We start from the raw sequence: 24,503 nt of genomic DNA, 5'->3' as shown, positions 1-24,503 counted from the left end.
AAGGAGCGATAAACATGACCGAGCAGGCAGAACAAGCCCAGCAAGCACACCAGCCGGCTTTCGACGCGAACGGCGATACCGTCCTGATCGCCTACGATGGCTCCGCCGAAGCCCGTGGCGCTGTGGAGCACGCCGGGCGCTTCCTGTCCGCGAAGAACGCCTACATCCTGACCGTGTGGGAGCCGATCCACCGCCAGGCTGCGCGCGCGGCGGGCATGAGCGGCATGATGCAGCACGACTGGTCCAATGAAACCGGCGAGCAGCCGGAGGACGACGATCCGGCGTACGCAGAGGCTGTGAACATCTGCAATGAGGGCGTGGATCTGGCCAATTCCCATGGTTTTGTTACCGAACCCTTTCTGGTAGAGTCCGGAACAGCTATTTGGAGCGCCATTGTTGACGCTGCCGATGAGCTGGATGTGGATCTGATTGTCACGGGCACCCGCGCACTATCGGGCTGGAAGTCTTTCCTGCAGTCCAGCGTGTCGGACAGCATCATCAAGAACGCCGGTCGCCCCGTATTGATCGTCCCGCCGATCGAAGAAGAGGACTAGTTTTCCCAAACGAAGGTCTGCTGGCGTTTCATTAGGTACGATTTACAAGAAGCTAGTACGCTAAAACCACAACAATCCCACTAGAAACAGGAATTAACATGGCTAACGAAACCGCCTCTAACCGTCGTGGCCTGGGCGCGCTGGTCGCATCCGCAGTTGCAGGCCTGGTCCTGGGCGGCGCCGCAACTTTCGGCGCTGGCGCAATGGCCGATACCACTGAACTGCCTACCGACGAGCAGATCGCCGTGAACCAGGACAACGCCTTCCTGGGCGCCGTCCAGTACGGCGGTCGCATCAGCGAATAAAGGCGCACCATCACGTGCCAACCACGGCGCATCGCCCCTTTTCCCGCCGCGCTTGGGTGTATAGCACCCTCGCGTGGTTTCTTTTCGCGTTTCTGCAGTCCCCTGGGCTGACCTCAGCCGATACGAAGCTAAACCTCACGGCCAACCCCTGGGGATTCCTCCGCCAGGCGCTGTACCCCTGGACCGATACCTTCCCACTGGGGCAGCTGCAGAACCAGGCTTACGGGTACCTGTTCCCGCACGGCCTGTTCTTCGCCGTATTTTCCTTCTTGCCCGATTGGGTCACGCAGCGCCTCTGGTGGGGTTTGCTGCTGGCACTCGCATTCGCCGGCACGGTTCTGCTGCTGCAGCGGCTGAGCATCGGCAGTCGCGGCTCGCGTGTGATCGCGGGCATTCTCTTTGCGCTCTCCCCGCGAATCCTCACAACGCTCGGTGCCATTAGCTCCGAGGCGTGGGTGTGCGCGCTCGTGCCGTGGGTGCTGCTGCCCGTGGCGAGTGCGGCGATGCTGGGGCGGGATGCTGCCGGTTCTCGTGCAGATAACCGCAGTTGGCCCAATCGCCGCACACGCTCCTACCTGGCGAAATACGCCCTACTGAGCGCCCTGGCCGTGCTGTGTCTGGGCGCGGTGAACGCCGTCGCCACCGCCGTGGCCATCCTGCCCGCCGTAATCTTCTGGCTGGGCATGTGCATCCGGCGTCCGCGCGTGGGCCTGTACTTCGCGCTGTGGTGGGTGCCCGCCGGACTGCTGGCTACGTTCTGGTGGATCGGCCCGCTGCTCCTGCTGGGCAAGTACTCCCCGCCGTTTACGGACTACATCGAGTCCGCATCCCTGACCACCAACTGGATGAACCTCGCGGAGGTCCTACGCGGCACCACCAGCTGGACCCCCTTCCTCTCCGCTGAGCGCCAGGGCGGTTACGAGCTGGTCGGCGAGCCCGTCTTCGTCGCCGGCACCCTGCTGGTGGCGTTCCTGGGGCTGTGGGGACTTACCCGCCCGCAGTTACCCTTCGCGCGCTGCTGGCTGACGATCCTGCTGCTGGGCGTGGCCGCGATGGTATTCGCCACCGCCCCGATCTCTCCGCTGGCCTCCTGGGGTCGGATTTTCCTGGACGGCGCGGGCGCCCCGCTGCGCAACCTGCACAAGTTCGACCCCCTGGTGCGGTTGGCGCTGGTGGTGGGCCTCGCCCACGGCCTGGCGCACCTACCCTGGCCGGGGCTTAGCCGCGAACGTTGGGCGCGGTGGCTCCACCCGGAGAAAAACGCGGAGGTTCCCCGGGCCATTGCCATCTGCCTACTGGTCGCAGTGGTCACCGCCACAGGCTGGTCCGGGCGCATCGCCGCCGCGGATGCCTACCGGAGCGTGCCCGACTACTGGACCGAGGCCGCAGACTGGCTGAACTCGGAAGTCGCCAAAGAAGCCGGGGAGACCCACGCCCCCGCCCGCACCATGATCCTCCCCAAGGCGCGCTTTGCCCGCCAGACCTGGGGAAACACCCGCGACGAACCCGCCCAGCCCCTGTTGGACGTGCCGTGGGTCGTGCGCGACTCCGTACCACTTGTACAGCCTGAGGCCATTCGCGGTCTCGACGGCGTGCAGCGGGAACTGGAAGCAGGCACCGCCATCCCCTCCCTCTCCGCCGCATTGTGGCAGCAGGGAGTGGGCTACCTCGCACTGCGTTTCGACCTGACCACCGCCGCCGACACCCCCGGCGCCAAGCGGATCGAGCGCACTCTCGAACGCTCCGGAGGCTTCAGCAAGGCCGCCGCCTTCGGCGACGACGAGCAGGTGCAGATCTATCGGGTGGATCCTGTTGCTCCTGACGCTGGGGGCACCGGGAGCACTGTGGGCACTGTGGGCACTGCGGGTGACCTGCAGATTATTGACGCCGAGCGCCTCGACGTAACCCATTCCAGCGCCGAATCCCTTCCCCGCCTGGCAGCGGCGGACGCGGCCCTGGGTAGGCAGGGTCCGGCTAGGGCGCGCGTAGGGGCGTCACAAGGTAAAGAACTAGAACTACCAGCACAGACGGTGACGGACACGCCCGCGCTGCGCGACCACAACTACGGCAACGTAGTGGGCGCGGACAGCGAAATTCGTGGCGAAGACGACCCGGTGCAGGTGCTGAACCCGGTGCGCGACTATCCCGTGCGCGATGCGGACGGGCAGGAGCTCGCGCCGGAGCAGATGACGCGCGTGGAAGGCCGCGGCGAGGTACGGGTCTCCTCCACCGCTGCGGACCCGACGAGCTTCGGCGGGGCGGAGACGTATTCTTCCGCGACCTCCGCGGTGGATGGTTCGCACAGGACCGCGTGGCGGCCAACGGTCGGCAACGTGGCCGGGCAGTACATTGAGTTCCGCCTAGACGAGGCATACAACAAGCTGGGCCTGCACCTGGATATTCAGGGTCGGCCGGCGCGCGTGCAGGTGACGACGTACCTGCAGGGCAAGACTGTGTCGGGCACGTCGGCAACTCTTAAGGCCGGCGAGACCAACAAGGTGAAGGTGCCCGCCGGGCGGGCCGATGCGATCCGTGTGACGATCGTGGGTTCCTTCGGCGACTTCGGCATATCCGAGGCGAAGGTGCTGGCCGATGGAGAAAAGGATGTCACGCCACAGCGCGTGCCGACGGTACCTCCGGTGGATGGCGGCAGCGCGGGAGCAACACTGAACCGGTGGGTGTTCGGCCAGGAAATCAACGAGTCCGTCATGCTGCGCGCCTTCGAAGTGCCGGAAGCAATCGGCAACGGCGCGGGCGAGCTGCCGGTCGTGGTGCACACCTCCGAATGTGCTGGCGATGACCAGGTCCCCGTGACCATCGACGGCAAGGACTACTCCTGCGGCGACACTCTGAACCTGCCCGCCGGCAAGCACGTGCTTTCCACCACGGCGCGCTGGGTGGCGCTCTCCGTTGCCGAGCCGCTGTTCGGCGCGGCGGTGCGGGATACCCCGGCGGCGCAGCCGCTGGAGCAGGCCCGCCCACGGGAACAGCTGGCTCCTGGCGAACAGTCCGCCCGCTTGGAGCCCTCGGATAAGAAGCGCGTACTGTTCAGCCCCTCGCAAGCGAACCCCGGACGTATCGCCACGCTGGAAGAAGACGGCGAAACCACACAACTCACGCCGATCACGGTGAATGGCTGGCAGCAGGGATGGATCGTCCCGGAGGGCAAAGCCGGGCTGGTCACGATCCACTTCGAGGGCACGAAACTGTACCGCGCATGGCTAGCAATCGGCCTGCTGGCGGCGCTGGTCCTAGTGGGTCTGTGCATCTTCGTGGTGCAGCGAACCCGCCGGATGCCGGGGCTGCCGGAACGGATGGAAGCTGTGGCAGGGGCAGCAAACAAAACCCAGCCCACGAAGCACGCCCTACGGAGCAAGCGCTTCCGCCGCGTAATCCTGGTGGGCAAAGCCATCACCGGGGCGGCCGCCTTCCTGGCGCTGCTGCTCTGCATCCGCGGCGCCTGGGGCAGCGGAAACTACTACGCGGGTGGATTCGTGGTGAACGGCGCGCTCGCCGTCGTGCTGCTGGCCGTAGTGGTCTCCGTTTTGGCATCCCGCACCGAGCGCCACCAGGAGTTAATAGCCCGGCGCGCGGGCTCCTCCACCAACGAGTAGCTCAGCGCGGCCACCGGCACGCTAAGCACGAACGTTGCCAACAGCACCAGGGCGGTCTGCCCACTGAACAGCGGCATGCCTAGCAGTGGGAACACCAGCGAAAGCAGCGACATGTGCCACAGGAAGATCGCATACGACCAGCGGCCCAGCGCCTGCATCGGTGCCGACTCCAAGAACCGCGACCGCGGTGCCAGCGTGTAAGGAACGATCAGTGCGGCGGAAAACACCAGGCCATACAGCGTCCGGCGGGCAAACTCCGCCGGCGTCGCGTGCGTCAGGCCTTCCGGCCCATCCGAAGCTGCAACCGCCAGCGCGCCGATGGCCAGCAACCAGAACACCCAGCGAAACTTCGCTACAAATCGCACCTCCGGCAGCTGGTACCGGGCGTCAATACCTTCGGCTCCGTCCTTACCCGTACGCGCATAGGCACGGTCCTGCACGATAGACTCCAGCTCCGCGCCGAGCAGCCCCACCCCGAACCAAGCGATAAACGCAGGTGGCATGATGTGCGGGTTCAATCCACCCGGCGCCGGCGGCTCGGCGAACGCAGGTATAAAGGCCCAGCCAAAGCTCGCCGCCGCCACTACAACGATCCATACGATGCGCCATTTTCTTTCGCGACGCCCCCACGCCACCGCAATCACAGGCAGCACCAGGTAGAAAGCCATCTCTACGCACAGGCTCCACAGGTGGGTCAACCCGCCGATCAGCCCGCCGTCGACGTAGATCTGCATCATGATGACGTTTGAAAACATCTGCCATGCTGTCGGCGATCCCGCAACCGGGAAAAACAGCAGTACGACTGCGACGGTGACCAGGTAGGCGGGGAAGATTCGCCCCAGGCGCTTGACGTAGTAGCCCGCGAGGGTCAGCAGGTTTTCATGCGAGGTCGAAATCGCAAAGTCCGCCCGGTGGCGGCGCCACAGTAGGAAGCCGGAGAGGGCGAAGAACACGGGCACGAAGAAGTCCGTCCGTGCCATCATGCGGTTCAGCAGGTTGCCGGTATCCGCGCCGGTCTGGAACGCAACGTGGGTGATGATAATGCCGGAACAGGCAATCGCGCGCAGCCCCTCCAGCGCAGGCAGAAAGGGCGCGGGGCGGGCTGTGACTTTTTTCGTGCTCATCGGGATCAGCTTAACCGACCGGTACGAGAAAACACCCCCGACGATTTTTCTCAAGAAATATTCTAAATCTACGAAGTATCTAGTTTTGATTGGCTAAAGTATTGGAAGCTTTAAAGGCTGAATGTAGTCACCGGATAAATTTCGACGGATGTCGACAGATTTCAACAGATAGAGTCAGGAACCCCCTCCTATGAAGAGAATCCTTTCCTCCGTAGCGATTGTGCTCGGCGTAGCGATGCTAGTCTTTGCCATCGCTCTGCCCACCTATGTTGTCCCCAAGGGCAAGGTGCTGCCACTAGACCTGGTTTCCACCACCGGCACCCCGAAGACCCCCGGTAACCTGTTGGATTCCGGTGCGCTAGCTGCCGGCAAGCCGGTGGGTAACAACAAGGACAAGCCCGAGTGCAAGGGCGACAACCCGCAGGTGAGCTGCTTCATCAATAAGGACCTGGAGATGCAGTCCCAGCGCTTCACCACTGCACAGGAGCCTTCGGACAAGGAAGTCGTCACGCTGGAGGCCGGCCAAACTCTGTTCCGTACGGACAAGGAAGAACCGAAGAACCTGATCAGCGCGTCGATCGACCACGTCACCCTGGATCGCAAGACTCAGATGCCTGTGCCGGATCCGACTTCCTCGATTGAGCTGAACGCCCCGGCGCTGGATGCAGCCGCCAACGAGGGTAAGGACGAAGAGGTAGAGGCTTCCGTCGCTCCGTTCACCCGCCCCGGCATCACCTACCAGTTCCCGATGGGCACGGATCGTAAGTCCTACGACTACTTCGACATGCAGATCCTGAAGACCCAGCCGATCGACTACGTCGGTGAGGAAGAGCAGGACGGCGAAAAGGTCTACCGCTTCGAGCAGACTGTTCCCCCGACCGAGCTGTACCCGGCTCTGCGCGAGCGCCTGGAGGCCGACGGTGAGCTGTCCAAGGGCGACAAGGGCACCCTTGCCGCACTGCGTCTGAAGTTCCCGGCGAAGGTCTGGGGCATCGACCCGGCCGACATCAAGAAGAAGGACGGCGCGCAGGACGAGAAGAAGGACGAGAAGGCCGAAGAGAAGAAGGAAGGCGAAGAGGGCAAGGACAGCGACAAGGAGGACCTCGGCCCCGAGGTGGAGCTGTCCCGCTACTACACCGTCCACCGCGTGCTGCGCGTGCAGCCGGATACCGGCGTGATCGTCAACGGTTCCGAGGAAGTCTTCCAGTACTACGCACAGGACGATGAAGAGGCACAGCAGATCCTCGAGAACAAGGAAGAGGAGATCAAGAACCCGACCCGCACCGCCGTCTACTTCCCAGGCGCATGGGATGACGAGTCCCGCGAAGCGCAGATGAAGAAGTCCAGCGAGGGCCTGGAGAAGATGAAGCTGATGGGCACCATCCTGCCGTGGATCCTGGGCGTGGTTGGCCTGATCCTGCTGGTCGTCGGATGGATCGCTCACCGCTCCGCACGTCTGGCAGCTAAGTAATTCCCGAAATTATTTCCACTAAGCCACTAGACTATTGGCTGTGAAACCGCAGCCTCTGAAGACCACCGCCACGCGCGATCGCCGGATCGCGCTGGGGTGGTCTTTCCTTATCTCTATCGTCACTTTGTGGCCGTTCTGGTTGGGCCTGCGCCCGGATTCCTCGAAGGCGTTCCTGCTGCGGGACATGTTCGTGCCGGATTCCCTGCCGGAGAATTCCAACAACCTAGGCATCAATGAAGGCGCCCCACGCGCCCTGCCGCAGGATGCGGTGCTGACGTTGTTCTCCCCCACCGTCTCCGCTACCCTCCTGGCCAGTACACTCGTCCTGGTTTCCTGCCTGATGGGCTGCTATTTCGCCGCCGCGATGGTGCGGGACATGGCGGGCGGCCGGCTTTCCGCACAGCTTGTCGCGGCGCTATTTGTGGTGTGGAATCCGTTCGTCATTGAGCGTTTTTTACAGGGGCAGTGGACCGTCGCCACTGCGGGAATGCTGCTACCTGCGGTCGCTTTCCTGGCCGCCGCCCGCTCCCATGGCCTTTTGTATGTAGCGATCTGTTTGTGCGGCTTTGTGCCGACCGGCCTAATTCTGGCACTGATCACGGCTTTGGTGTTCGCGCCCTCGCATAGGGAGCGTCTGCGCAACCTCATTGCCAGCATTATCGCCGCACTGCCGTGGTTGCTGCCTGCGGTCTGGGTCTCCAACTCTTCACAGACTCGCTCGGATGCCCTGTCCGCCGCCTTGTTTTCCGCCCGTGGCGAAACCTTCCTGGGCCCACTTGCTTCCACGATGGGGCTATCGGGGATTTGGAATGCGGAGGCCGTCCCGCCGTCGCGCACCCTGTTTTCTGTGGTCGTGAGCGTGATCCTGTGCGTAGTGCTGATGCTCGGCTTCAAGGAGCTATGGCGCGTCTATCGCGGCGTTGCGGTGCTTACTGTTCTTGCCTTAGTGACGCCCCCTCTGCTGGCCACCGGCTGGGGCGTGGGTCTTATGGGCTTTGCAATTAGCCACGTGCCCGGCGCGGGCATGTTCCGCGATACCTCGAAGTTCGTCTGCCTGGCGATTCCGGGGTTTGTGCTGCTGATCGCCGTGGCGGTGGAGCGAATGGACCCGCACCGCCGCACTGGGGACCTCTGCGAGACTCCCGCCAAGACTGCCGGTTCCAACCGCCCACGGTGGGCGCCGCGTGCCGCGGCCGCCGGCCTGGCTGTTGCATGTGTGCTAACCGTTCCCGCCTATCCGGCCGATATGGCACCGCTGAAGCGGGTGCAGATGTCCGCAACGTGGAGCCAAATGTTCACCATTATCTCCGGCGCTCCGAACGGCAAAATTGTGCTACTCCCGCCGGGAAACTACCGCACCCGCGGCGACCGGCCGCATGTGGATCCGGGACTGAAGCTACTGCCGGGCTCGCCTATGGATCCAGGGTTCCTGGTTGTCGATGGCCAGGTGGTGGATGGCAACCCGGCTAGCATGGGCATCTTGTCGGATCTTATGAACGGTAAGAACACTCTCAAGCGCAATGGCGTGAGTTGGGTGCTGGTGGACTGGTATTCCATCACTGACGGCGCAGCGATGACTAAGGCGCTGCAGGTACTGAACTCCAAGGGCATCCGACGCGTGCTGAGCGTCGATAATTACGACCTCTACCGGGTGCAGAGCCCCACCCTGCCGCGCTCGCCGGTCCAGGATCGTGCGCCATTATTCGTGGGCATGACGTTCTACTGGATGCTCATGATGTGGGGCCTGTGTGCGTGGCTGTGGCGCGTCACCCGCCGGCTGCAGACGAACGGCCTCAACCGGCCGCTGCCGGTGAAGGGCTAACGCCCCCTCGCCACTTCTTGGCGCAGCAGTTTCTCCCATGCTGCACCGGTCGCGTCCCAGGAAAACTCCTCAGCTCGACGCTTTGCAGCCCGCCCCATCTCCCGGCGTTTCTCCGGGTTATCCAACAGGTATTCGACCGCGTTCATCAGCCCGCCGGGGGAAGAGCACAGCAGGCCGGTCTCCCCGTCAATAACGGAATCGCGCAGCCCGGCAGAGGACTCGTAGCCAACCGTCGGCACCCCGTGCTGTCCCGCCTCAATCACGGCCAGGCCCCAGCCCTCCTTGCGGGAGGGCATCACGTGCACAGAGGCGCGGTTGAGGATACGGTGCTTCAATTCCTCGGACACGAAGCCGTGGAACACCACCAGCGGCTCAATTCCCAGCTCGCGGGCATAGTCCCGCAGGCGGTCTGCCCACCATCCGTCGCCGATCACATCCAGGCGCACATTCGGATGAGTGCGTGCCACGGCGGCCAGCGCGTCCAGTGCGTGCTCGATTTGCTTGTGGGGGACCAACCGGGAAAGCGCCACCAGGTGAATCGTCTGCTCCTCGTTGGCATCGTCGGAGTTGGGGCTGGGGGCGTCCGGAATCAAAGAAGGAGCAACCGGATCGATACCGTTACGAATGATCTCGATGTTGCCGCGCGGCACGCCAAGCTCCACCAGCTCCTCGGCGGAGGGGGCGGAAACGGTAACCCAGCGGCGACGACGATGAATCCACGGCGAGATGGTGGACTCGATCAGCCAACCGATGCGGGAGAGGATCGGGCCGGCGACGGACCACTGCTCGCGGTGGCAGTGGTGAGTCAAGACGACAGTGGGCGCGCCGCTGACCAGGGAGGCGAAGAAGGGCACGCCGTTTTGCGTGTCCACCACAACATCCGGGCGGCCAATATCCGCCAGCGACCCGCGCCCCCGGCGGGCGGCCAGAATCGCCACCAGCGCGCGGGGGTAGACCGACAGGTTCCGGCCACCGCGAGAGAAGCGGAAGTTAGGCCCGACCTGCTGCGAACGTTTGGAGCCGGGATAGTGGGCGGTGCGGAACACCACCTGGTGGCCCTGGTTGACCAGGTACTCCCCCACGCGCTCTAAGTAACGTTCGCTGCCGCCACCTTCGGGGTGGTTTGTGTCGCGCCAGCAGAGAAGCAGTACTTTCATGATGGACACTATGTTAGTCGCCACCGCCTGCGACTTCGCCGGGTTTGGTGAATCCATGCAAAGAGTCGGCGCAACCTGAAAAGATAGACACTCGATGAACCTGAACAACCACCCCGCCCGCCAGCGCCAGACGCTAAGCGTTTTCCGCCGCCGCGCCACCCTGCGCCGTTCCTTCGGCCTGCTAAGCGACTTCAAGTATGAGCAGACCCGGCCCGATATTTTCTACGGCCACTTGGCGGAGGACACCGTCGGGCTGATCCGTGACATTTACGCGGGCGTGTGCGGAGATAGTCGCGGGGATAGTCAGGTCGAGCCCCTGCGCGGCGCAAAGATCCTGGACGTCGGCGGCGGCCCGGGTTATTTCGGAGTGGCCTTCGACAAAGCCGGCGCGGATTATTACACCTGCGAACCAGACGTCGGCGAGATGGCCGCCGCGGGCATCAAGCTGCAGACCTCGGTGCGGGGTTCGGGGCTGGACCTACCTTTTCTAAGTGACGCCTTCGACATCACCTACTCTTCCAATGTCGCAGAGCACGTACCGGATCCGTGGCGAATGGCCGATGAGATGCTGCGGGTGACGAAGCCAGGCGGAGTGATGATCTACAGCTATACGGTGTGGCTGGGTCCGTTCGGCGGACACGAAACCGGCCTGTGGCAGCACTACGTGGGCGGGGAGTTTGCCGCCCGGCGCTATGAAAAGAAGATGGGCAAGCCACCGAAAAACCGCTGGGGCGAGAGCCTGTTTGACGTCTCCGCCGCCGAAGGCCTGGAGTATGCGCGCAAGGTACACGACGAAAGCGCTGAGCTGGTGGCCGCGTTCCCGCGCTATCACCCCTGGTGGGCATGGTGGATGGTACGTGTACCGGGGCTCCGCGAGTTTGCGGTTTCCAACCTGGTGCTGGTGTTTCAGAAACGCTAGGCCAACCTCAACCTAGCGGGGGCACCTTATAGGGGAAGAAAAAGACATAAGAGTACAACTATTTCCTAGAAGAACGGGTAGTGTGGCGTGAGACACAAGTCTAGTGCCGTGCCCTGCTAAGTCCCTGACCTAAAGGAATCACTGCACTATCGGATCACTGTCGAGAACGATAGGAAATAGGACTGACATGACCAGTAACACTGGCGCCCCTGAGGCATTCATTTACGACGCCGTCCGCACCCCCCGTGGAAAGGGCAAGCCGGGCGGTTCCCTACACACCGCCAAGCCCGTCGACCTGCTCTCCGGCCTGATCGAATCGATCATCGAGCGCAACCCGGGCATCGACCCCAACCGCATCAGCGACGTCATCGCTGGCTGTGTCACCCCCGTCGGCGACCAGGGCATGGACATCGCCCGCACCGCCGCGCTGAACGCCGGCCTGCCGTACACCGCTACCGGCCTCCAGGTGAACCGCTACTGCGCCTCCGGCCTGACCGCCGTGAACCTGGGCGCGCAGAAGATCCGCTCCGGCTGGGACGACCTGGTCTTCGTCGGCGGCGTGGAGTCCATGTCCCGCGTCCCGATGGGCTCCGACGGCGGCGCCCTGGCGATGGATCCCGCCTCCAACTTCTACAACGACTTCATCCCGCAGGGCATCTCCGCTGACATCATCGCCAGCCTGGACGGCCTGTCCCGCGAGGACCTCGACGCTTTCGCTGCCCGCTCCCACGAGCGCGCATCCAAGGCATGGGAAGAGGGCCGCTTCGACCGCACCGTCGTTCCGGTGAAGGACCAGAACGGGATCACCCTGCTGGACCGCGACGAGACCATCCGCCCTGGCACCACCGTCGAGGGCCTGTCCGGCCTGAAGCCCGCCTTCGCCATGATCGGCGACCAGGGTGGCTTCGACGCTGTCGCGCAGACCAAGTACCCGCAGCTGGAGCGCATCAACCACCTGCACCACGCAGGTAACTCCTCCGGCATTGTCGACGGCGCAGCCCTGCTGGCCATCGGTTCCGAGCAGGCCGGTAAGGACTTCGACCTGACCCCGCGCGCCCGCGTTGTCTCCGTCGCCACCTCCGGTGTGGAGCCGACCATCATGCTGACCGCCCCGGCTCCGGCCTCCCGCGCCGCCCTGGCCAAGGCTGGCCTGAAGCCCGAGGACATCGACATCTGGGAGATCAACGAGGCATTCTCCTCCGTCGTCCTGCGTGCACAGCGCGAGCTGGACATCCCGGACGAGAAGCTCAACGTCTCCGGTGGCGCCATCGCCATGGGCCACCCGCTGGGTGCAACCGGCGCGATCATCACCGGCACCGCCGTCGACGAGCTGCACCGCACCGGCGGCCGCTACGCCCTGATCACCCTCTGTGTCGCAGCCGGCATGGGTGTGGCCACGATCATCGAGCGCGTCTAACCGACCTTCCCGCAGACCAAAACACAAGAAACACTCAATTTTCCTCTGACAACCTCCCGCGAACGCAAGCGTGAGGGCGTCAATAAATAAAACAAGGAGCATCACACATGAGCATGTTCAAGTGGGACCAGGATGGCGACGGCATCGTAACCATCACCATGGACGACCCGAACCAGCCGGTCAACACCATGAACGACACCTTCCAGGGCGAGCTGCCCGAGCTGGTGGAGAAGCTGCAGGGCGCAGTGGAGTCCGGCGAGGCCAAGGGCGTAGTCATCACCTCTGCCAAGAAGACCTTCTTCGCCGGCGGCGACATCAAGTCGATGATCAAGTCCACCCCGGAAGACGCAGAAGCAATCACCAAGCAGATCAACGGCATGAAGGCCGGCCTGCGCGCCATCGAGACCCTCGGTGTGCCGGTTGTCGCCGCCATCAACGGTGCGGCGCTCGGCGGTGGCCTGGAGATCGCTCTGGCCACGCACCACCGCATTGCTTCTGACGCCAAGGGCCTGAAGGTTGGCCTGCCAGAGGTCACCCTGGGTCTGCTGCCGGGTGGCGGCGGTGTGACCCGCGTGGTCCGCATGCTGGGCATCCAGGACGCACTGATGAAGGTCCTGACCACCGGCCGCCAGTTCCGCGCAGAAGACGCACTGAAGACCGGCCTGATCGACGAGGTCGTCCCGGCAGACCAGCTGATCGACGCTGCCAAGAAGTGGATCAAGGAGAACCCGGAAGCATCCCAGCCGTGGGACCAGAAGGGCTTCAAGATCCCGGGCGGCACCCCGACCAACCCGAAGCTGGCGCAGTTCCTGCCCTCCTTCCCGGCTAACGTGACCAAGCAGATCAAGGGCGCACCGATGCCGGCCCCGAAGGCCATCCTGAAGGCCGCCGTTGAGGGCGCACAGCTGAAGAACATCGAAGAGGCCCTGGCCGTGGAGACCCGCTACTTCGTGGAGCTGGTCACCGGCACGACCTCCAAGAACATGATGCAGGCATTCTTCTTCGACCTGCAGTACTGCAACGGTGGCGGCTCCCGCCCGAAGGACGTTGAGAAGAAGCAGTTCAAGAAGCTGGGCATGGTTGGTGCCGGCATGATGGGCGCAGCGATCGCCTACGTGGCAGCGAAGGCTGGCATGGAGGTCGTGCTGAAGGACATCAAGATGGAGGCTGCCGAGAAGGGCAAGTCCTACTCCGAGGGACTGGAGGCCAAGGCGCTGAAGCGCGGCAAGACCACCGAGGAGAAGTCCAAGGCTCTGCTGGACCGCATCAAGCCTTCCGTCGACTACTCCGACCTGTCCGACTGTGACATCGTGATCGAGGCCGTGTTCGAGAACACCGAGCTGAAGCACAAGGTCTGGGCAGAGATCGAGGCAGCCGTGCCGGAGGATTGCGTGCTGGGCTCCAACACCTCCACCCTGCCGATCACCGAGCTGGCTACCGGCGTGAAGCGCCCGAAGGACTTCATCGGTATCCACTTCTTCTCCCCGGTAGACAAGATGCCGCTGGTGGAGATCATCAAGGGCGAGGAGACCTCCGACGAGACCCTGGCTGCGGCCCTGGACTTCACCGGCCAGATCCGCAAGACCCCGATCGTCGTGAACGACTCCCGCGGCTTCTACACCTCCCGCGTCATCGGCTTCTTCCTGAACGAGGCTATGCGCATGCTGGCTGAGGGCATCGACCCAGCCGTCATCGAGGCCGCTGGCCGCCAGGCTGGCTACCCGGCACCGCCGCTGCAGCTGCAGGACGAGCTGAACCTGAAGCTGGCCCGCAAGATCGGTTCCGAGACCCGCGCTGCCCAGGAAGCCGCTGGCCTGACCGTCGACGACGGTGGCGTGACCGAGATCGTGGACAAGATGCTGGACGTCTACGACCGCCCGGGCAAGCTCGAGGGCAAGGGCTTCTACGAGTACAACGAGGAAGGCCGTCGCACCGGCCTGTGGCGCGGCCTGTGGGACGAGCTGGGTGCCGGCAAGGTGAAGGTCGCCGACGGCGAGTCCACCGTTGCAGGCACCGGCCTGGATACCGCCGCTGCCGGCGCAGCCCAGAAGGCTGCTGCTGACCCGAGCGGCGTGGCTGCTGGCTCCAACGTTCCGGCTGACGCGCCGGCCTTCATCGACCTGGTGGAGCGTCCGCTGTTCGCCGAGGCTCTAGAGACCCAGAAGTGCATCGACGAGGGCGTGCTGACCTCTGATGCGGATGCCAACATCGGCTCCATCATGGGCATCGGCTTCCCGGCCTGGACCGGCGGTACCCGCCAGTACATCAAGAACTACGACCGCCCGGCCGCCGCTACCCTGCCAGAGGGCAAGGTTGCGGATCGCGACGGTGGCGACTACCCGACCCGCGGCGTTGCAGGCTTCGTTGCCCGCGCTGAGGAGCTGGCCGCTAAGTACGGCGAGCGCTTCACCCCGCTGGAGTCTCTGAAGAAGTAGTTCTTCTATCGCCCCAGAGCTAGGCCTCCGGGCGAGGCTCCAGGGCGAAAACGCTTAAAGCCCCCAACTCCCTTCGCGGATTACCTCCGCTGGAGTTGGGGGCTTAGTTTATGGATTGGAGCGCTTAGCGCTTGCGGCTGTAGGCGAGGGCCACGCCGCCACCGCCCAGGGCTACCAGCACGCCCACGACGACGCTGTACCAGATCAGGTTGTTGCTCGAGCCGGACTCTTCGTTGTCTTTCTCCTCGGATTCAGCAGCCTGCTTGGAGTTGTCTTCACCGTCCTCGTCCTGCGGATGCGAAGCTTCCGAGAACTTCGGGCCGGGAATCTTCTCCCCCGTGAGCTCTGTGGTGAGCTCATAGGTGGCGACCTCGTTCTTCACCTCTGAAACGTCCCGGTGTTCGCCGCCACCCCAGCTGTTGTTGAAGAAAACCACGATGTACTGGTCCCCATCCAGCCAAGATTTCCGCGCCGCAACATCACTCGGTTGTTCCTCACCATCACCCACCATGTTGCGATAGTTCAGCCTGGCGGCGTGGCCGAAGGCAACGGACTGACCCTCAGTGGGCGGGCTGACAGATTGACTTTCCTGCGAAGAAGCCGCCTGTCGCGCAGAGTTCAAGGTTCGCACCTGCAATTGAGAGATGCGCGCCAGCTCCTTGTCAGGAGCCGCGACCAGCTTCATCCCACCCCGCAGCTTCTGCCCATACTCAGCCTTGATCTTGAACACGTGAGTTTCGCCCGGCACGATTTCGGCCTTCACCGTAGACTTGCCGTCCGCCTTGAGCTCCGCGGCGTCGTGGAACCACGCCCCCGGCTTCACCGTCTCCACGTCTTCGGCAGCTTGCGGGGAATCCTCATGGGAGAAGCTCTCTTCCTCGAAAGGCTCCGGAACACCATTGAGGTCTTCGTTCGCGAAGCGCTTGATGGTGACCTCCGCGGGAATCTCCTGCCCCTCGTACGGGCCACTCTTGCGCACTACCTTGAACTTGAAGTCACCTGCTGGGCAGTCTTCGCCTGCTCGCTTCGTTGTGTAGGAGGAGAAGAACGGTCCGTTGGAATCGATGATCCCGGTGTCTCCACTGTTGTCCAGGTAGCAATCTAGCTCCTCTGCGTCCAACTTGAGCGCGAAGTTAGACCTCCCCAGCCCATCGCCCTGGGAGGGCGGAGGCATCGTGGCCACGCTGAGCGCCAGGCGCTCGCCTTCGGCGATGGGGGTACTGAAGTACTCGGCGCCGTCCTCGTCCGCCCGGTCCCCACCGGACTTTTCACGCAGCTTCGTGGAGAACGTCTCCACATCGGCCGGCACCTTAGCCGCCGATGAGTAATCATCTCCTCCGCTGATCTCCTCCGCTTCTGTCTCAGTGGTCTGGGCCGTGCGGGTAGTCAGCCGCTTCATGGAATCAGCCAAACTCACGGTGTCCTTGGCATCCATGTACTCGCCGCCGCCTGCCTCGGCGATACACTCCAGCTCCTTGCGGGCCTTGGAATCCACTAGGAAGCCAACGGTATTGATGGTGAGGTCAATGCCTTCCTTCTTCAGATCCTTGGCCACCTCGCACACTGGTGGTGGGGCGCAGGTGTCCTCGCCGTCGGATACCAGCACGATCGAGCGCTCGCCGTCCTTCGGCAGCTCCTCGGCGGCTTGCCTCAAAGCTGGGCCCATCGGTGTGTGACCGGAAGCCTCCACTTTGCCGACTTCTGCGGGAATCTTGGTTACGTTCCCCTTTTCCACCGGCAACAGGGTTTTTACGTCCTTACAGCCGGCGTCGCGTTCTTCCGGCGAGTTGCCGACCTCCGTTCCGTAGACCATGAATCCCAACTCCGCGTCGCTGGGCACGGCCACAGAAAACAGCTGCGCCGCATCCTTCGCGGCAGCCATGCGCGTCTGTCCACCGGCGTCCGGAGTTTTCATCGATCCGGAGGCATCCAAGATCAGCATCGTCGGCGGGATGTTCTTACCCTCCTCATCCTCCGCCCGAGCTTCCTGTGCCGGTGGTACGACGATTGTCACCAGTGCTGCGATCAGCGCAATTGCGAATAACAGCGAGCTTCTTTTAGCCATTGATTAACACCCTTCAGTAATCGCTGTGGATCACCTTATATCGAAGGGGAAACTATGGCAGGCCTTTTTGAGGTTGCCTAGTCCTTAACCTCTGTCTTGTGCAGCTGCGCGTCCAAGTCCTCCGGGTCCAGATTCGCCTCGGAGAATGCACTAGTCAGCGGCAGGCGTAGCTCCAGGTCGGTGCCGGGGCACAGCTCGATCTTGCCTTCCTCCAGGGTGAAGTCCAGCACGTGGCCGCCGACGGTGCGCGAGTCGTCGATGAAATGCACGTGGCAGCCAGGCACGGAGATGCCCTTCTCGTAAACCGGCGTGCGGAAGCCCGCGATAATTCCCGTGACGTCGGTGAAGTGTTGCTCGGCGTCATCATCCGTCGCCTCGACCATCGGCCGATAGGGCGGCTTCTGCTTCACGACCGTGCGGGTGACCACGCTGCTGAAGTGCCCGGTGATGCGGACGGCGTACATGTAGTTCGAGGAGGGTGTCATGCCGTCGATGAACTTCGATAGATCCGCACGGCGGATGTTTTCCGGGGCGCGACGACGAATGCGTGGCACGAAGTTAGTCGCCACTGCGTAAGGGCTGCGGGTTTCCAGGTCAGCGCGGGTGGCACTGCCGTCGTGGCGCAGCTGGTAACAAACGCCATCGATGATGACCATCTCGCCGTCCAGCGCGTCGAACGTTCCCAGCCCGAAGTTACCCTTGCCCAGCAGCTCGCCGACGGTCATCTCACCGTCGTAGATGCCGTCTAGCAGGGCGGTCATGAGGGAGTTCTGGAAGATTGTGTGCCTAGTTACCGGTGAGTCACTCATGTGCCCCATTGTTGCCGTGCTCGCCCGTCACTCGCTTTTCTTAGTGACGCCCCTCTCGCCCCAATTACCCCCAATGTGGGGCGGTGGGGCCGGGTAGTCTACTGGCAGCCTAGCTGCCCTTCTTGACGGTGATGGTCCAGCCTGCGTCGGTGGTCTGCTCGAAGTTCGTGACTTCGTGGCCATCGGTGGCAGCCCACCGCGGGATGGCATCGGTAGCTTGGGTGCAGTCAAAGTCGATCTGCAGCGAATCCCCGACGGAAAGGTCAGCCATCGCCGCCTTGGCGTCGATCAGGGGGAACGGGCATACCGCGCCGAGAGTGTCGAGCTTGTAGGTCCGATCGCCGACCAATTTGAGGTCGCTATCTCCGCTGGCTCCACTCGATTCAACGCTCTCCGCAACCGTGGCCTTGCGATCCAGCAGTAGGGTGCCCGTGGTTTGGAAGCCCAGCTGGGCAGCCATGGCCTTCTGCTCGGCGACTGGCTGAGCGGCGCGTGAGGAAGACTGTTCCGGGCCAGCCTTCGGGCCAGATGTCTGGCCCGGCACCACATCCGTGGGCTTGAGCCACAGCTTGGCGGCTACGCCGATTCCGATGGCGATGAACAGCAGCGCAACCCAACCCTGGTAGCTGAACAGGGAGGTCTGTACCATGCCGTTGCCCACGGTGCAGCCGCCGGCAGCGGAGGCGCCCACGCCCATCAGCACGCCGCCGATGACGGAACGAACAGCTTGCTCGGTAGAGGGAAGGCGCAGACGGAATTCACCGGATGCCTTAGCTGCGAAGAATGCACCTACCAGCAGGCCGAGCACCAACATGACTCCCCAGTCAACCGTGTCTTCGCCGCTGACGAGGAACTTAGAAAGGTTGGACGATGGGCTGGTGATGCCTAGGCCGTCGTTGCGCCCCGTCGCGGCCGACAGTGGCCATGCCAGCACGCCCAGCGCGCCGATGATGACGGCAGTGGGGTAAAAGTGCCAGGGCTTTTCCGCCAGCAGGTGGGCCAGGCCGCTCTTCTTTGGCTTCAGGGTCGCCATTTTCGGAGTCTGGGCTTCCTGCGCCAGGAAGCGGCGGGTCAGGAAGGCAACTCCTAGCGCGAATGGGATGACGAGCCACCACACGGAGATCCCTAGAGATCCGTGGATGGTGGTGATGGGCAGCGTCCAGCTGCGCAACCCCTCGTTGAGAGCGTTAAGCGAGCCGCCCTTCATGGCGGCAGCACTGCCGGCGTAGAAGATAAGCGCCAGCCACGAGCCAATAAGCCCCTCGGCGGAGCGGTACCAGGTACCGGATGCGCAGCCACCTGCTAATACGATGCCCATGCCGAAAAGCAGGCCACCTAGCACGACGGCGAGCGGCGCAAACGGCTTGAACTCGGGCGTAATTGCTCCTGCAGTTGTAAGCGCGGCCAGGCCGACCGCGTGCACTGCAATAACGATTAGCAGGGCGGTGAAGCCCCGCCAGGTCTTATTCAAGAAAATATCGCGGATCATGCCAGTGACGCAGAACCTGCCGCGCTGCATAACCCAGCCAAGGACAGCACCTAATGCCAATCCCGTAACAATCATGGGTTCCCCTTCTCCAAACTAAAAATGAACCGATCTGTCTGTCTGTTTGAAAGGGTCATACTAGCCCCTCAGTCGACCCTCACTCAAGCCCTAAGAGACGTTCATCACACGCAGAGCCCTACACGACAGAACCCCACAAATCAGCATTGATAGCGACCTCTGATTTAAACTCATAGCCCATCACCAATCTAAACCTATTAATCCTTGACTTTTACGAAGTCATCACTATAATGGGTGGTGGATCGCAATTGAGCGGCCCGCACCATCGCTCCGATGGCCTACCTCAACTTCAAAACGACACTGAAGAAAATCGGTAGGCTTTGTGGCGACGGTTGTGAATAACTGCCAACTAACACCCGAAACCAAGCCCCCAAGGAGGCACAGCATGTCCCTCATCAACACCGAGATTCTGGATTTCAAGAACCCCGCTTTCTTCAACGGTGAGTTCACCGAGGTTTCCAAGGACGACGTCCTGGGCAAGTGGTCTATCTTCTTCTTCTACCCGGGCGACTTCACCTTCGTCTGCCCCACCGAGCTGGGCGACCTGGCTGACCACTACGAAGAGCTGAAGGGTCTGGGCGTAGAGGTTTACGCCGTATCCACCGACTCCCACTTCGTGCACAAGGCATGGCACGCAGAGTCCGCGCAGGTCGGCAAGGTTAACTACTACATGCTGGGCGACTCCACCGGTCAGCTGACCAACAACTTCCAGAACATGCGTCCGGGCGCTGGCCAGGCAGACCGCGCAACCTTCCTGGTAGACCCGGAGGGCAAGATCCAGTACATCGAGCAGACCGCCGAGGGCATCGGCCGCGACGCTTCCGAGCTGGTCCGCAAGGTGAAGGCTGCTCAGTACGTTGCAGCTCACCCGGGCGAGGTTTGCCCCGCCAAGTGGGAAGAGGGCGAAGAGACCCTGACCCCGGGCATTGACCTGGTTGGCAAGATCTAACTTCCCCTTCCACTCCCCCGCCATACCCAGGCGGGAAACCCACGGCGGGCCGGGCTTTCCACTTACGGATCCCGCCCGCCATTTTTAGCGCCTTTAATCCACTAATAAATCCCCATCCCCCGAAGAACCCACGTGCGGCGCGCACCCCCGCAGGGTGGCGTCAATAAACAAAGAAAGAGAGCACCCCATGGCTAAGCAATTACTGGACGACAACCTGCGCAAGCAGCTCGGTCAGCTCGTCCCCCGCACTACCAAGGACATTGAGCTGGTCTACAGCCTGGATGAGCGTTCGGCCTCCGAGGACCTGGAGAAGCTGCTGCAGGACATCGCCGAGCTGTCTGACAAGATCACTGCCCGCCGCGACGACGACGCGCACGAGCGCAAGCCCTCCTTCAGCATCGTCCGCACCGGCAGCGACATTTCGGTAGCCTTCGCGGGCATCCCGATGGGCCACGAGTTCAGCTCCCTGGTGCTGGCACTGCTGCAGGTCGGCGGCAACCCGATCAAGGAAGACCAGGACCTGATCGAGCAGGTAGAAAACCTGGACGGTGACTACGAGTTCGTCACCTACATGTCCCTGACCTGCCAGAACTGCCCGACCGTCGTGCAGGCGCTGAACACCATGGCGGTGCTGAACCCACGCATCAAGCACACCGCGGTGGAGGGCTCGCTGTTCCAGGACGAAGTCAAGGAGAACAACGTCCTGGCCGTGCCGACCATCTACCTGAACGACGAGGAGTTCGGCCAGGGGCGCACCACCATCGAGGACTTCGTGCGCAAGCTGGACACTGGTTCCGCCGCGCGCGAGGCGAAGAAGCTGAACGAGAAGGACGCCTACGAGGTGCTGGTCGTTGGCCAGGGCCCGGCGGGTGCAGCGGCCTCCATCTACGTTGCCCGCAAGGGGCTGAGCGTCGGCCTGATCGGCGAGCGCTTCGGCGGCCAGGTGCTGGACACGAACTCCATCGAGAACTTCATCTCCGTGCCCTCCACCGAGGGGCCGAAGCTGGCGGCGGAGTTCGAGGAGCACGTCGGCCAGTACGACATTGACGTGGTGAAGGCCCAGGCTGCGACCGGCTTGACCCCTGCTACCGAGGAGGGTGGCCTGCACACGGTGCACTTTGGGGATGACGCCACCCTGCGCGCCCGTGCCCTCGTTATCGCCACGGGCGCACAGTGGCGAACCCTGGGCGTTCCAGGCGAGGAAGAGTACCGCAACAAGGGCGTAACCTTCTGCCCGCACTGCGACGGCCCGCTGTTCAAGGGGAAGTCCGTGGCCGTAATCGGCGGCGGAAACTCGGGCATTGAGGCTGCACTGGACCTGGCGGGTGTGGTTAAGCACGTGACGGTTCTGGAGTTCGGCGAGGCCTGCCGCGCGGATGACATCCTGATGCAGCGCGTGGAGGAAACCGCGAACATCGACGTGATTACGTCGGCAGCTACGACGGAGATCGTGGGCGACGGAAAGAACGTCACCGGCCTGAACTACACGGATCGGACGAACGATGAGTCGAAGTCTCTGGACGTCGCGGGCGTGTTCATCCAGATCGGCCTGGTGCCGAATACCCAGTGGCTGGGCGAGAGTGGCGTGGAGCTGAACAAGATTGGCGAGATCGTAGTGGACGAGCACAACGCCACCAACGTCCCGGGTGTGTACGCTGCCGGCGACTGCACTGCAGTGCCGTTCAAGCAGATTGTGATCGCCCAGGGCGCCGGCGCAAACGCCGCGCTGGGTGCGTGGCAGTACACGGTAACTGCGCCGAAGGCGTAGCTGGCTTGACTGCGTTGAAGGCGTAGCACCCGGCGGCGCGGGGCTGGCTGCAGCCGCCGGGCACCACACCAGCCCCACTGACCCCTCTGGACTATCTGCACCTCTCCTACAACGGAGATTGCCTGCAGATTGTTGTAATTTGGAGACCCTCAGGGACTGCGGGGAGGGGTTTTGGGCTCAAATGTCGCTAGAACGGGAATACATTACTGAAAACAATTTGCACTACTACAAAACCGCAGTTCAGAGACTTTCCGCCAGAAGGGTGCCCATGGCACACGGTTGCATATTCCCGCTCTAGCGACATTTCCGCCCCTGAAGCCCCATTTTCAGCACCTCGGCACACCTCGATCTACCCAGACCAACACCTCGGCACACCTCGATCCCCCCAGGCTGACTCCGCTCTGCACTGTCGAGCGCACCCATAAAGCCCGACACTGGGGCTTAAATGTCGGAAAAGTTGCAGAACGTTATTGGGTACATTTTTCATCTACATAAAATGCCTGGTCAGAACATTTTCTGCAATCAGAGGCGTGCGCCGAAATTTACGTTTTGCAACTTTTCCGACATTTCCGCATCTAGAACCCCTCCGCGGAAGCCTGCAAGACTTCCGATCGCTGCTTTAGATCTTTTCTTTACCCCTTTCCGCCCCACACAGCACCCCAGGAAATTCGGCAATTATTGACAGCATGGCGCAAACATCAAGCGCTAGCAGACCACGCCAAACCCAGCGGAAATAGCGGAAGTGTGAGTACTATTTAAGAAACTGAATGCAATTCTCACCGCCAGCAAAGGATCACCATGCGTTTGCGCTCCGTCCTCACCCATTTCACCTCGAAAAACGCCGGCCGCGCAAGCGTCCGCCCGAAGCGGGGTCGGTGGCGAGTTGGGGCTGTGGGCGTCATGACCATAGCGGCTTTAGCGGCGACCAGCTGTTCTAGTGATGAACCTCAGGAAGACAGCGCGGCGAGCAGCGCAGATCAGAGCGGCGAGGAGACGAAGGCCGACCCGACGCAGCAGGCGATCGATGCGTACAAGGATGTTTTGAATAATCCGGAAAAGTATGAGCGCGACCATTCCGACCGCGATGATTATCACCCAACTGGGACTTATTCCTATGCACTGATTGAGGCGAATATTGATGAAGTTCCGGAGTTATTGCTCAAAAATGATTGCAAATACTTTTCGCCGGTGACCTTTATCGCTATTGGCCAGGACGGAAAGCCCTTTGCCGTGGATAAAGAACTGGTGACGGGCGCGGGAACCACTGCAGCTCGCGCAAACGTAGCGGCTTCCAGCGAGGGCGACGGAATCTACGAATGGTCTTACACAAGCGGGCGCCCGGAAGTGCCAACGATTCATTACAATTTCGACGGCAAGCAGCTCACCGAGGGCGAGAAAAGCGAATGGAGCCAGGTCACGGGCACTCCAGCTGAGCAGGTTGAGTTGGAATGGTACGTCACCGACGACGCGAACGGACTGAAGAAAAACCAGTCTGGCCCTAACTTCGGATCCGGCGAATCTTCCGCGAAATCCGATAGCTCCAATAGCAAGGATAAAAGTAAGAAAAAGAAGGGTAAAAAGCCCAATCCCGATCTGCCTGCGGGTTATGTGAAGAAGGGTGACGGAAAGGAAGGCAACAAGCCCAATCCTGACGACGACGCCTCAGCCTCCGCGAATAAGAACCTCCCCGAAGGCGCCTACGCGAAGGCCGGTGGGCCGATTCCTTCGGATGCTCGTCCGGTGCGGACGATTAAGCACAACAGCCTAGGAGACATCGCGGTCTTCAAGACCCCGAGCGAGAATATAGGCTGTGACATCCAGAAAGATTCGTTGAACTGTGGTGTCGCGTCATACCGGGAAAGCAAACCCCACGGAAAATCAGGACAATACGCTAACTGGTGGGTGAAAGTCGACGCTCAGACTGTTGGGTCTAAGAACGACCCTCCCGCGTATTTTCCCCAAGGTGCAGATATCAATGACCACGCACCAACAGAAACCGTCCCCTACGGCACCACTGTCTACTATGGCCGCTACGCCTGCCACTCCGCCTACGAGGGCCTGACCTGCTGGAACTCTAATAGTGGCAAGGGTGCATTCATCACCCGCGAGCGAACCCATTTCTTCGGCTAACTACACCGCCCTGGCGGTGATTGTTGCGGCCCTGGCGGTGTTTGTTGCGGCAATCCGCACCGGCGCGTAGGTCAACCGCCACGCCGTGAGCCTGGTCGTAGGCCGAGGTGGCTGGGACTTCGGCTTAAATGTCGGAAAAGTTGCAGAACGTTATTGGGTATATTTTTCATCTACACAAAATGCCTGTTCAGGGCGTTTTACGCGACCAGAGGCGTGCGCCGAGAATTACGTTTTGCAACTTTTCCGACATTTGACCCTAGCCCTGAAGTTGGCCGAAGAAGGAAGTGGCGGCGCGGCGCGCAGAAACGGCGCTGGGACGGTTTAACAAACACAGGCCCCAGAGGCCTGGGCACAAAGAAAGCGCCGGGAGGAAAACCCTCCCGGCGCCTCGCCTAGTTCA

The 24,503-nt window shown here is 62.3% G+C and carries 15 protein-coding genes and 1 pseudogene; 11 read left to right on the top strand and 5 right to left on the bottom strand.

Annotation, left to right across the window (positions count from 1 at the left end):
• The first annotated feature begins 14 nt into the window (after positions 1-14).
• The 3 genes from CJEIK_RS00855 to CJEIK_RS11400 all read left to right on the top strand — a co-directional run bounded on the left by CJEIK_RS00855 (position 15) and on the right by CJEIK_RS11400 (position 4,473).
• Positions 15-554: a universal stress protein gene (locus tag CJEIK_RS00855; RefSeq protein ID WP_005297164.1), complete on the top strand. Its 540-nt coding sequence runs from the start codon at positions 15-17 to the stop codon at positions 552-554.
• A gap of 98 nt (positions 555-652) precedes the next feature.
• Positions 653-859, top strand: coding sequence for a DUF2613 domain-containing protein (locus CJEIK_RS00850; RefSeq protein ID WP_005297166.1), 207 nt, complete (start codon positions 653-655; stop codon positions 857-859).
• Between the two features lie 14 nt (positions 860-873).
• The gene (locus tag CJEIK_RS11400) at positions 874-4,473 is read left to right on the top strand and encodes a DUF3367 domain-containing protein (protein ID WP_011272897.1); all 3,600 of its coding nucleotides are present in this window, start codon (positions 874-876) and stop codon (positions 4,471-4,473) included.
• Here CJEIK_RS11400 and CJEIK_RS00840 read toward each other — a convergent pair.
• Positions 4,374-5,597 (bottom strand): annotated as a pseudogene (locus tag CJEIK_RS00840) (acyltransferase family protein); the annotation flags it as partial. The gene CJEIK_RS11400 and the pseudogene CJEIK_RS00840 sit on opposite strands and share 100 nt — an antisense overlap.
• Positions 5,598-5,787: 190 nt before the next feature.
• Here CJEIK_RS00840 and pgfA point away from each other — a divergent pair.
• Positions 5,788-7,068: a cell envelope lipid trafficking protein PgfA gene (pgfA, locus tag CJEIK_RS00835; protein WP_005297177.1), complete on the top strand. Its 1,281-nt coding sequence runs from the start codon at positions 5,788-5,790 to the stop codon at positions 7,066-7,068.
• A gap of 40 nt (positions 7,069-7,108) precedes the next feature.
• Positions 7,109-8,890, top strand: a complete 1,782-nt coding sequence (locus tag CJEIK_RS00830) for an MmpA family trehalose lipid delivery protein (protein WP_115597300.1) — start codon at positions 7,109-7,111, stop codon at positions 8,888-8,890.
• Here CJEIK_RS00830 and CJEIK_RS00825 read toward each other — a convergent pair.
• Positions 8,887-10,047, bottom strand: coding sequence for a glycosyltransferase family 4 protein (locus CJEIK_RS00825; protein WP_034965551.1), 1,161 nt, complete (start codon positions 10,045-10,047; stop codon positions 8,887-8,889). The genes CJEIK_RS00830 and CJEIK_RS00825 overlap by 4 nt on opposite strands.
• 94 nt (positions 10,048-10,141) lie before the next feature.
• On the opposite strand from CJEIK_RS00825, the gene CJEIK_RS00820 reads away from it, so the two are divergent.
• The 3 genes from CJEIK_RS00820 (at position 10,142) to CJEIK_RS00810 (ending at position 14,818) form a co-directional block, all read left to right on the top strand.
• The gene (locus CJEIK_RS00820) at positions 10,142-10,966 is read left to right on the top strand and encodes a class I SAM-dependent methyltransferase (RefSeq protein ID WP_005297185.1); all 825 of its coding nucleotides are present in this window, start codon (positions 10,142-10,144) and stop codon (positions 10,964-10,966) included.
• 187 nt (positions 10,967-11,153) lie between these two features.
• Complete coding sequence (locus CJEIK_RS00815) at positions 11,154-12,383, top strand: acetyl-CoA C-acetyltransferase (protein ID WP_005297187.1); 1,230 nt, start codon at positions 11,154-11,156, stop codon at positions 12,381-12,383.
• A 107-nt stretch (positions 12,384-12,490) separates the two neighbouring features.
• Entirely contained in the window at positions 12,491-14,818 is a 2,328-nt protein-coding gene (locus CJEIK_RS00810) for a 3-hydroxyacyl-CoA dehydrogenase NAD-binding domain-containing protein (protein WP_005297190.1), read from the top strand.
• 124 nt (positions 14,819-14,942) lie between these two features.
• Here CJEIK_RS00810 and CJEIK_RS00805 read toward each other — a convergent pair whose 3' ends face one another.
• The 3 genes from CJEIK_RS00805 to CJEIK_RS00795 all read right to left on the bottom strand — a co-directional run bounded on the left by CJEIK_RS00805 (position 14,943) and on the right by CJEIK_RS00795 (position 19,256).
• Positions 14,943-16,883: a vWA domain-containing protein gene (locus CJEIK_RS00805; RefSeq protein WP_005297191.1), complete on the bottom strand. Its 1,941-nt coding sequence runs from the start codon at positions 16,881-16,883 to the stop codon at positions 14,943-14,945.
• A gap of 77 nt (positions 16,884-16,960) precedes the next feature.
• Entirely contained in the window at positions 16,961-17,692 is a 732-nt protein-coding gene (budA, locus tag CJEIK_RS00800; protein WP_034965553.1) for an acetolactate decarboxylase, read from the bottom strand.
• 109 nt (positions 17,693-17,801) lie between these two features.
• Positions 17,802-19,256 carry a YeeE/YedE thiosulfate transporter family protein gene (locus tag CJEIK_RS00795; protein ID WP_005297195.1) on the bottom strand — a complete coding sequence of 485 codons (1,455 nt, stop codon included), beginning with the start codon at positions 19,254-19,256 and terminating at the stop codon, positions 17,802-17,804.
• Positions 19,257-19,641: 385 nt separating this feature from the next.
• On the opposite strand from CJEIK_RS00795, the gene ahpC reads away from it, so the two are divergent.
• From ahpC to CJEIK_RS00780, 3 genes are all read left to right on the top strand, one after another.
• Positions 19,642-20,205 (top strand): alkyl hydroperoxide reductase subunit C, encoded by a 564-nt coding sequence (gene ahpC, locus CJEIK_RS00790; protein WP_005297197.1) that lies wholly within the window; start codon positions 19,642-19,644, stop codon positions 20,203-20,205.
• A gap of 187 nt (positions 20,206-20,392) precedes the next feature.
• Entirely contained in the window at positions 20,393-21,973 is a 1,581-nt protein-coding gene (gene ahpF, locus CJEIK_RS00785; RefSeq protein WP_005297199.1) for an alkyl hydroperoxide reductase subunit F, read from the top strand.
• 900 nt (positions 21,974-22,873) lie between these two features.
• Complete coding sequence (locus CJEIK_RS00780; RefSeq protein WP_005297201.1) at positions 22,874-24,103, top strand: hypothetical protein; 1,230 nt, start codon at positions 22,874-22,876, stop codon at positions 24,101-24,103.
• Positions 24,104-24,503: the final 400 nt, after the last annotated feature.

This window comes from Corynebacterium jeikeium, from assembly GCF_028609885.1.
Lineage (GTDB): Bacteria > Actinomycetota > Actinomycetes > Mycobacteriales > Mycobacteriaceae > Corynebacterium > Corynebacterium jeikeium.
The sequence above is the reverse complement of the archived record's forward strand: the minus strand, read 5'-3'. Positions and strand labels throughout refer to the sequence as shown.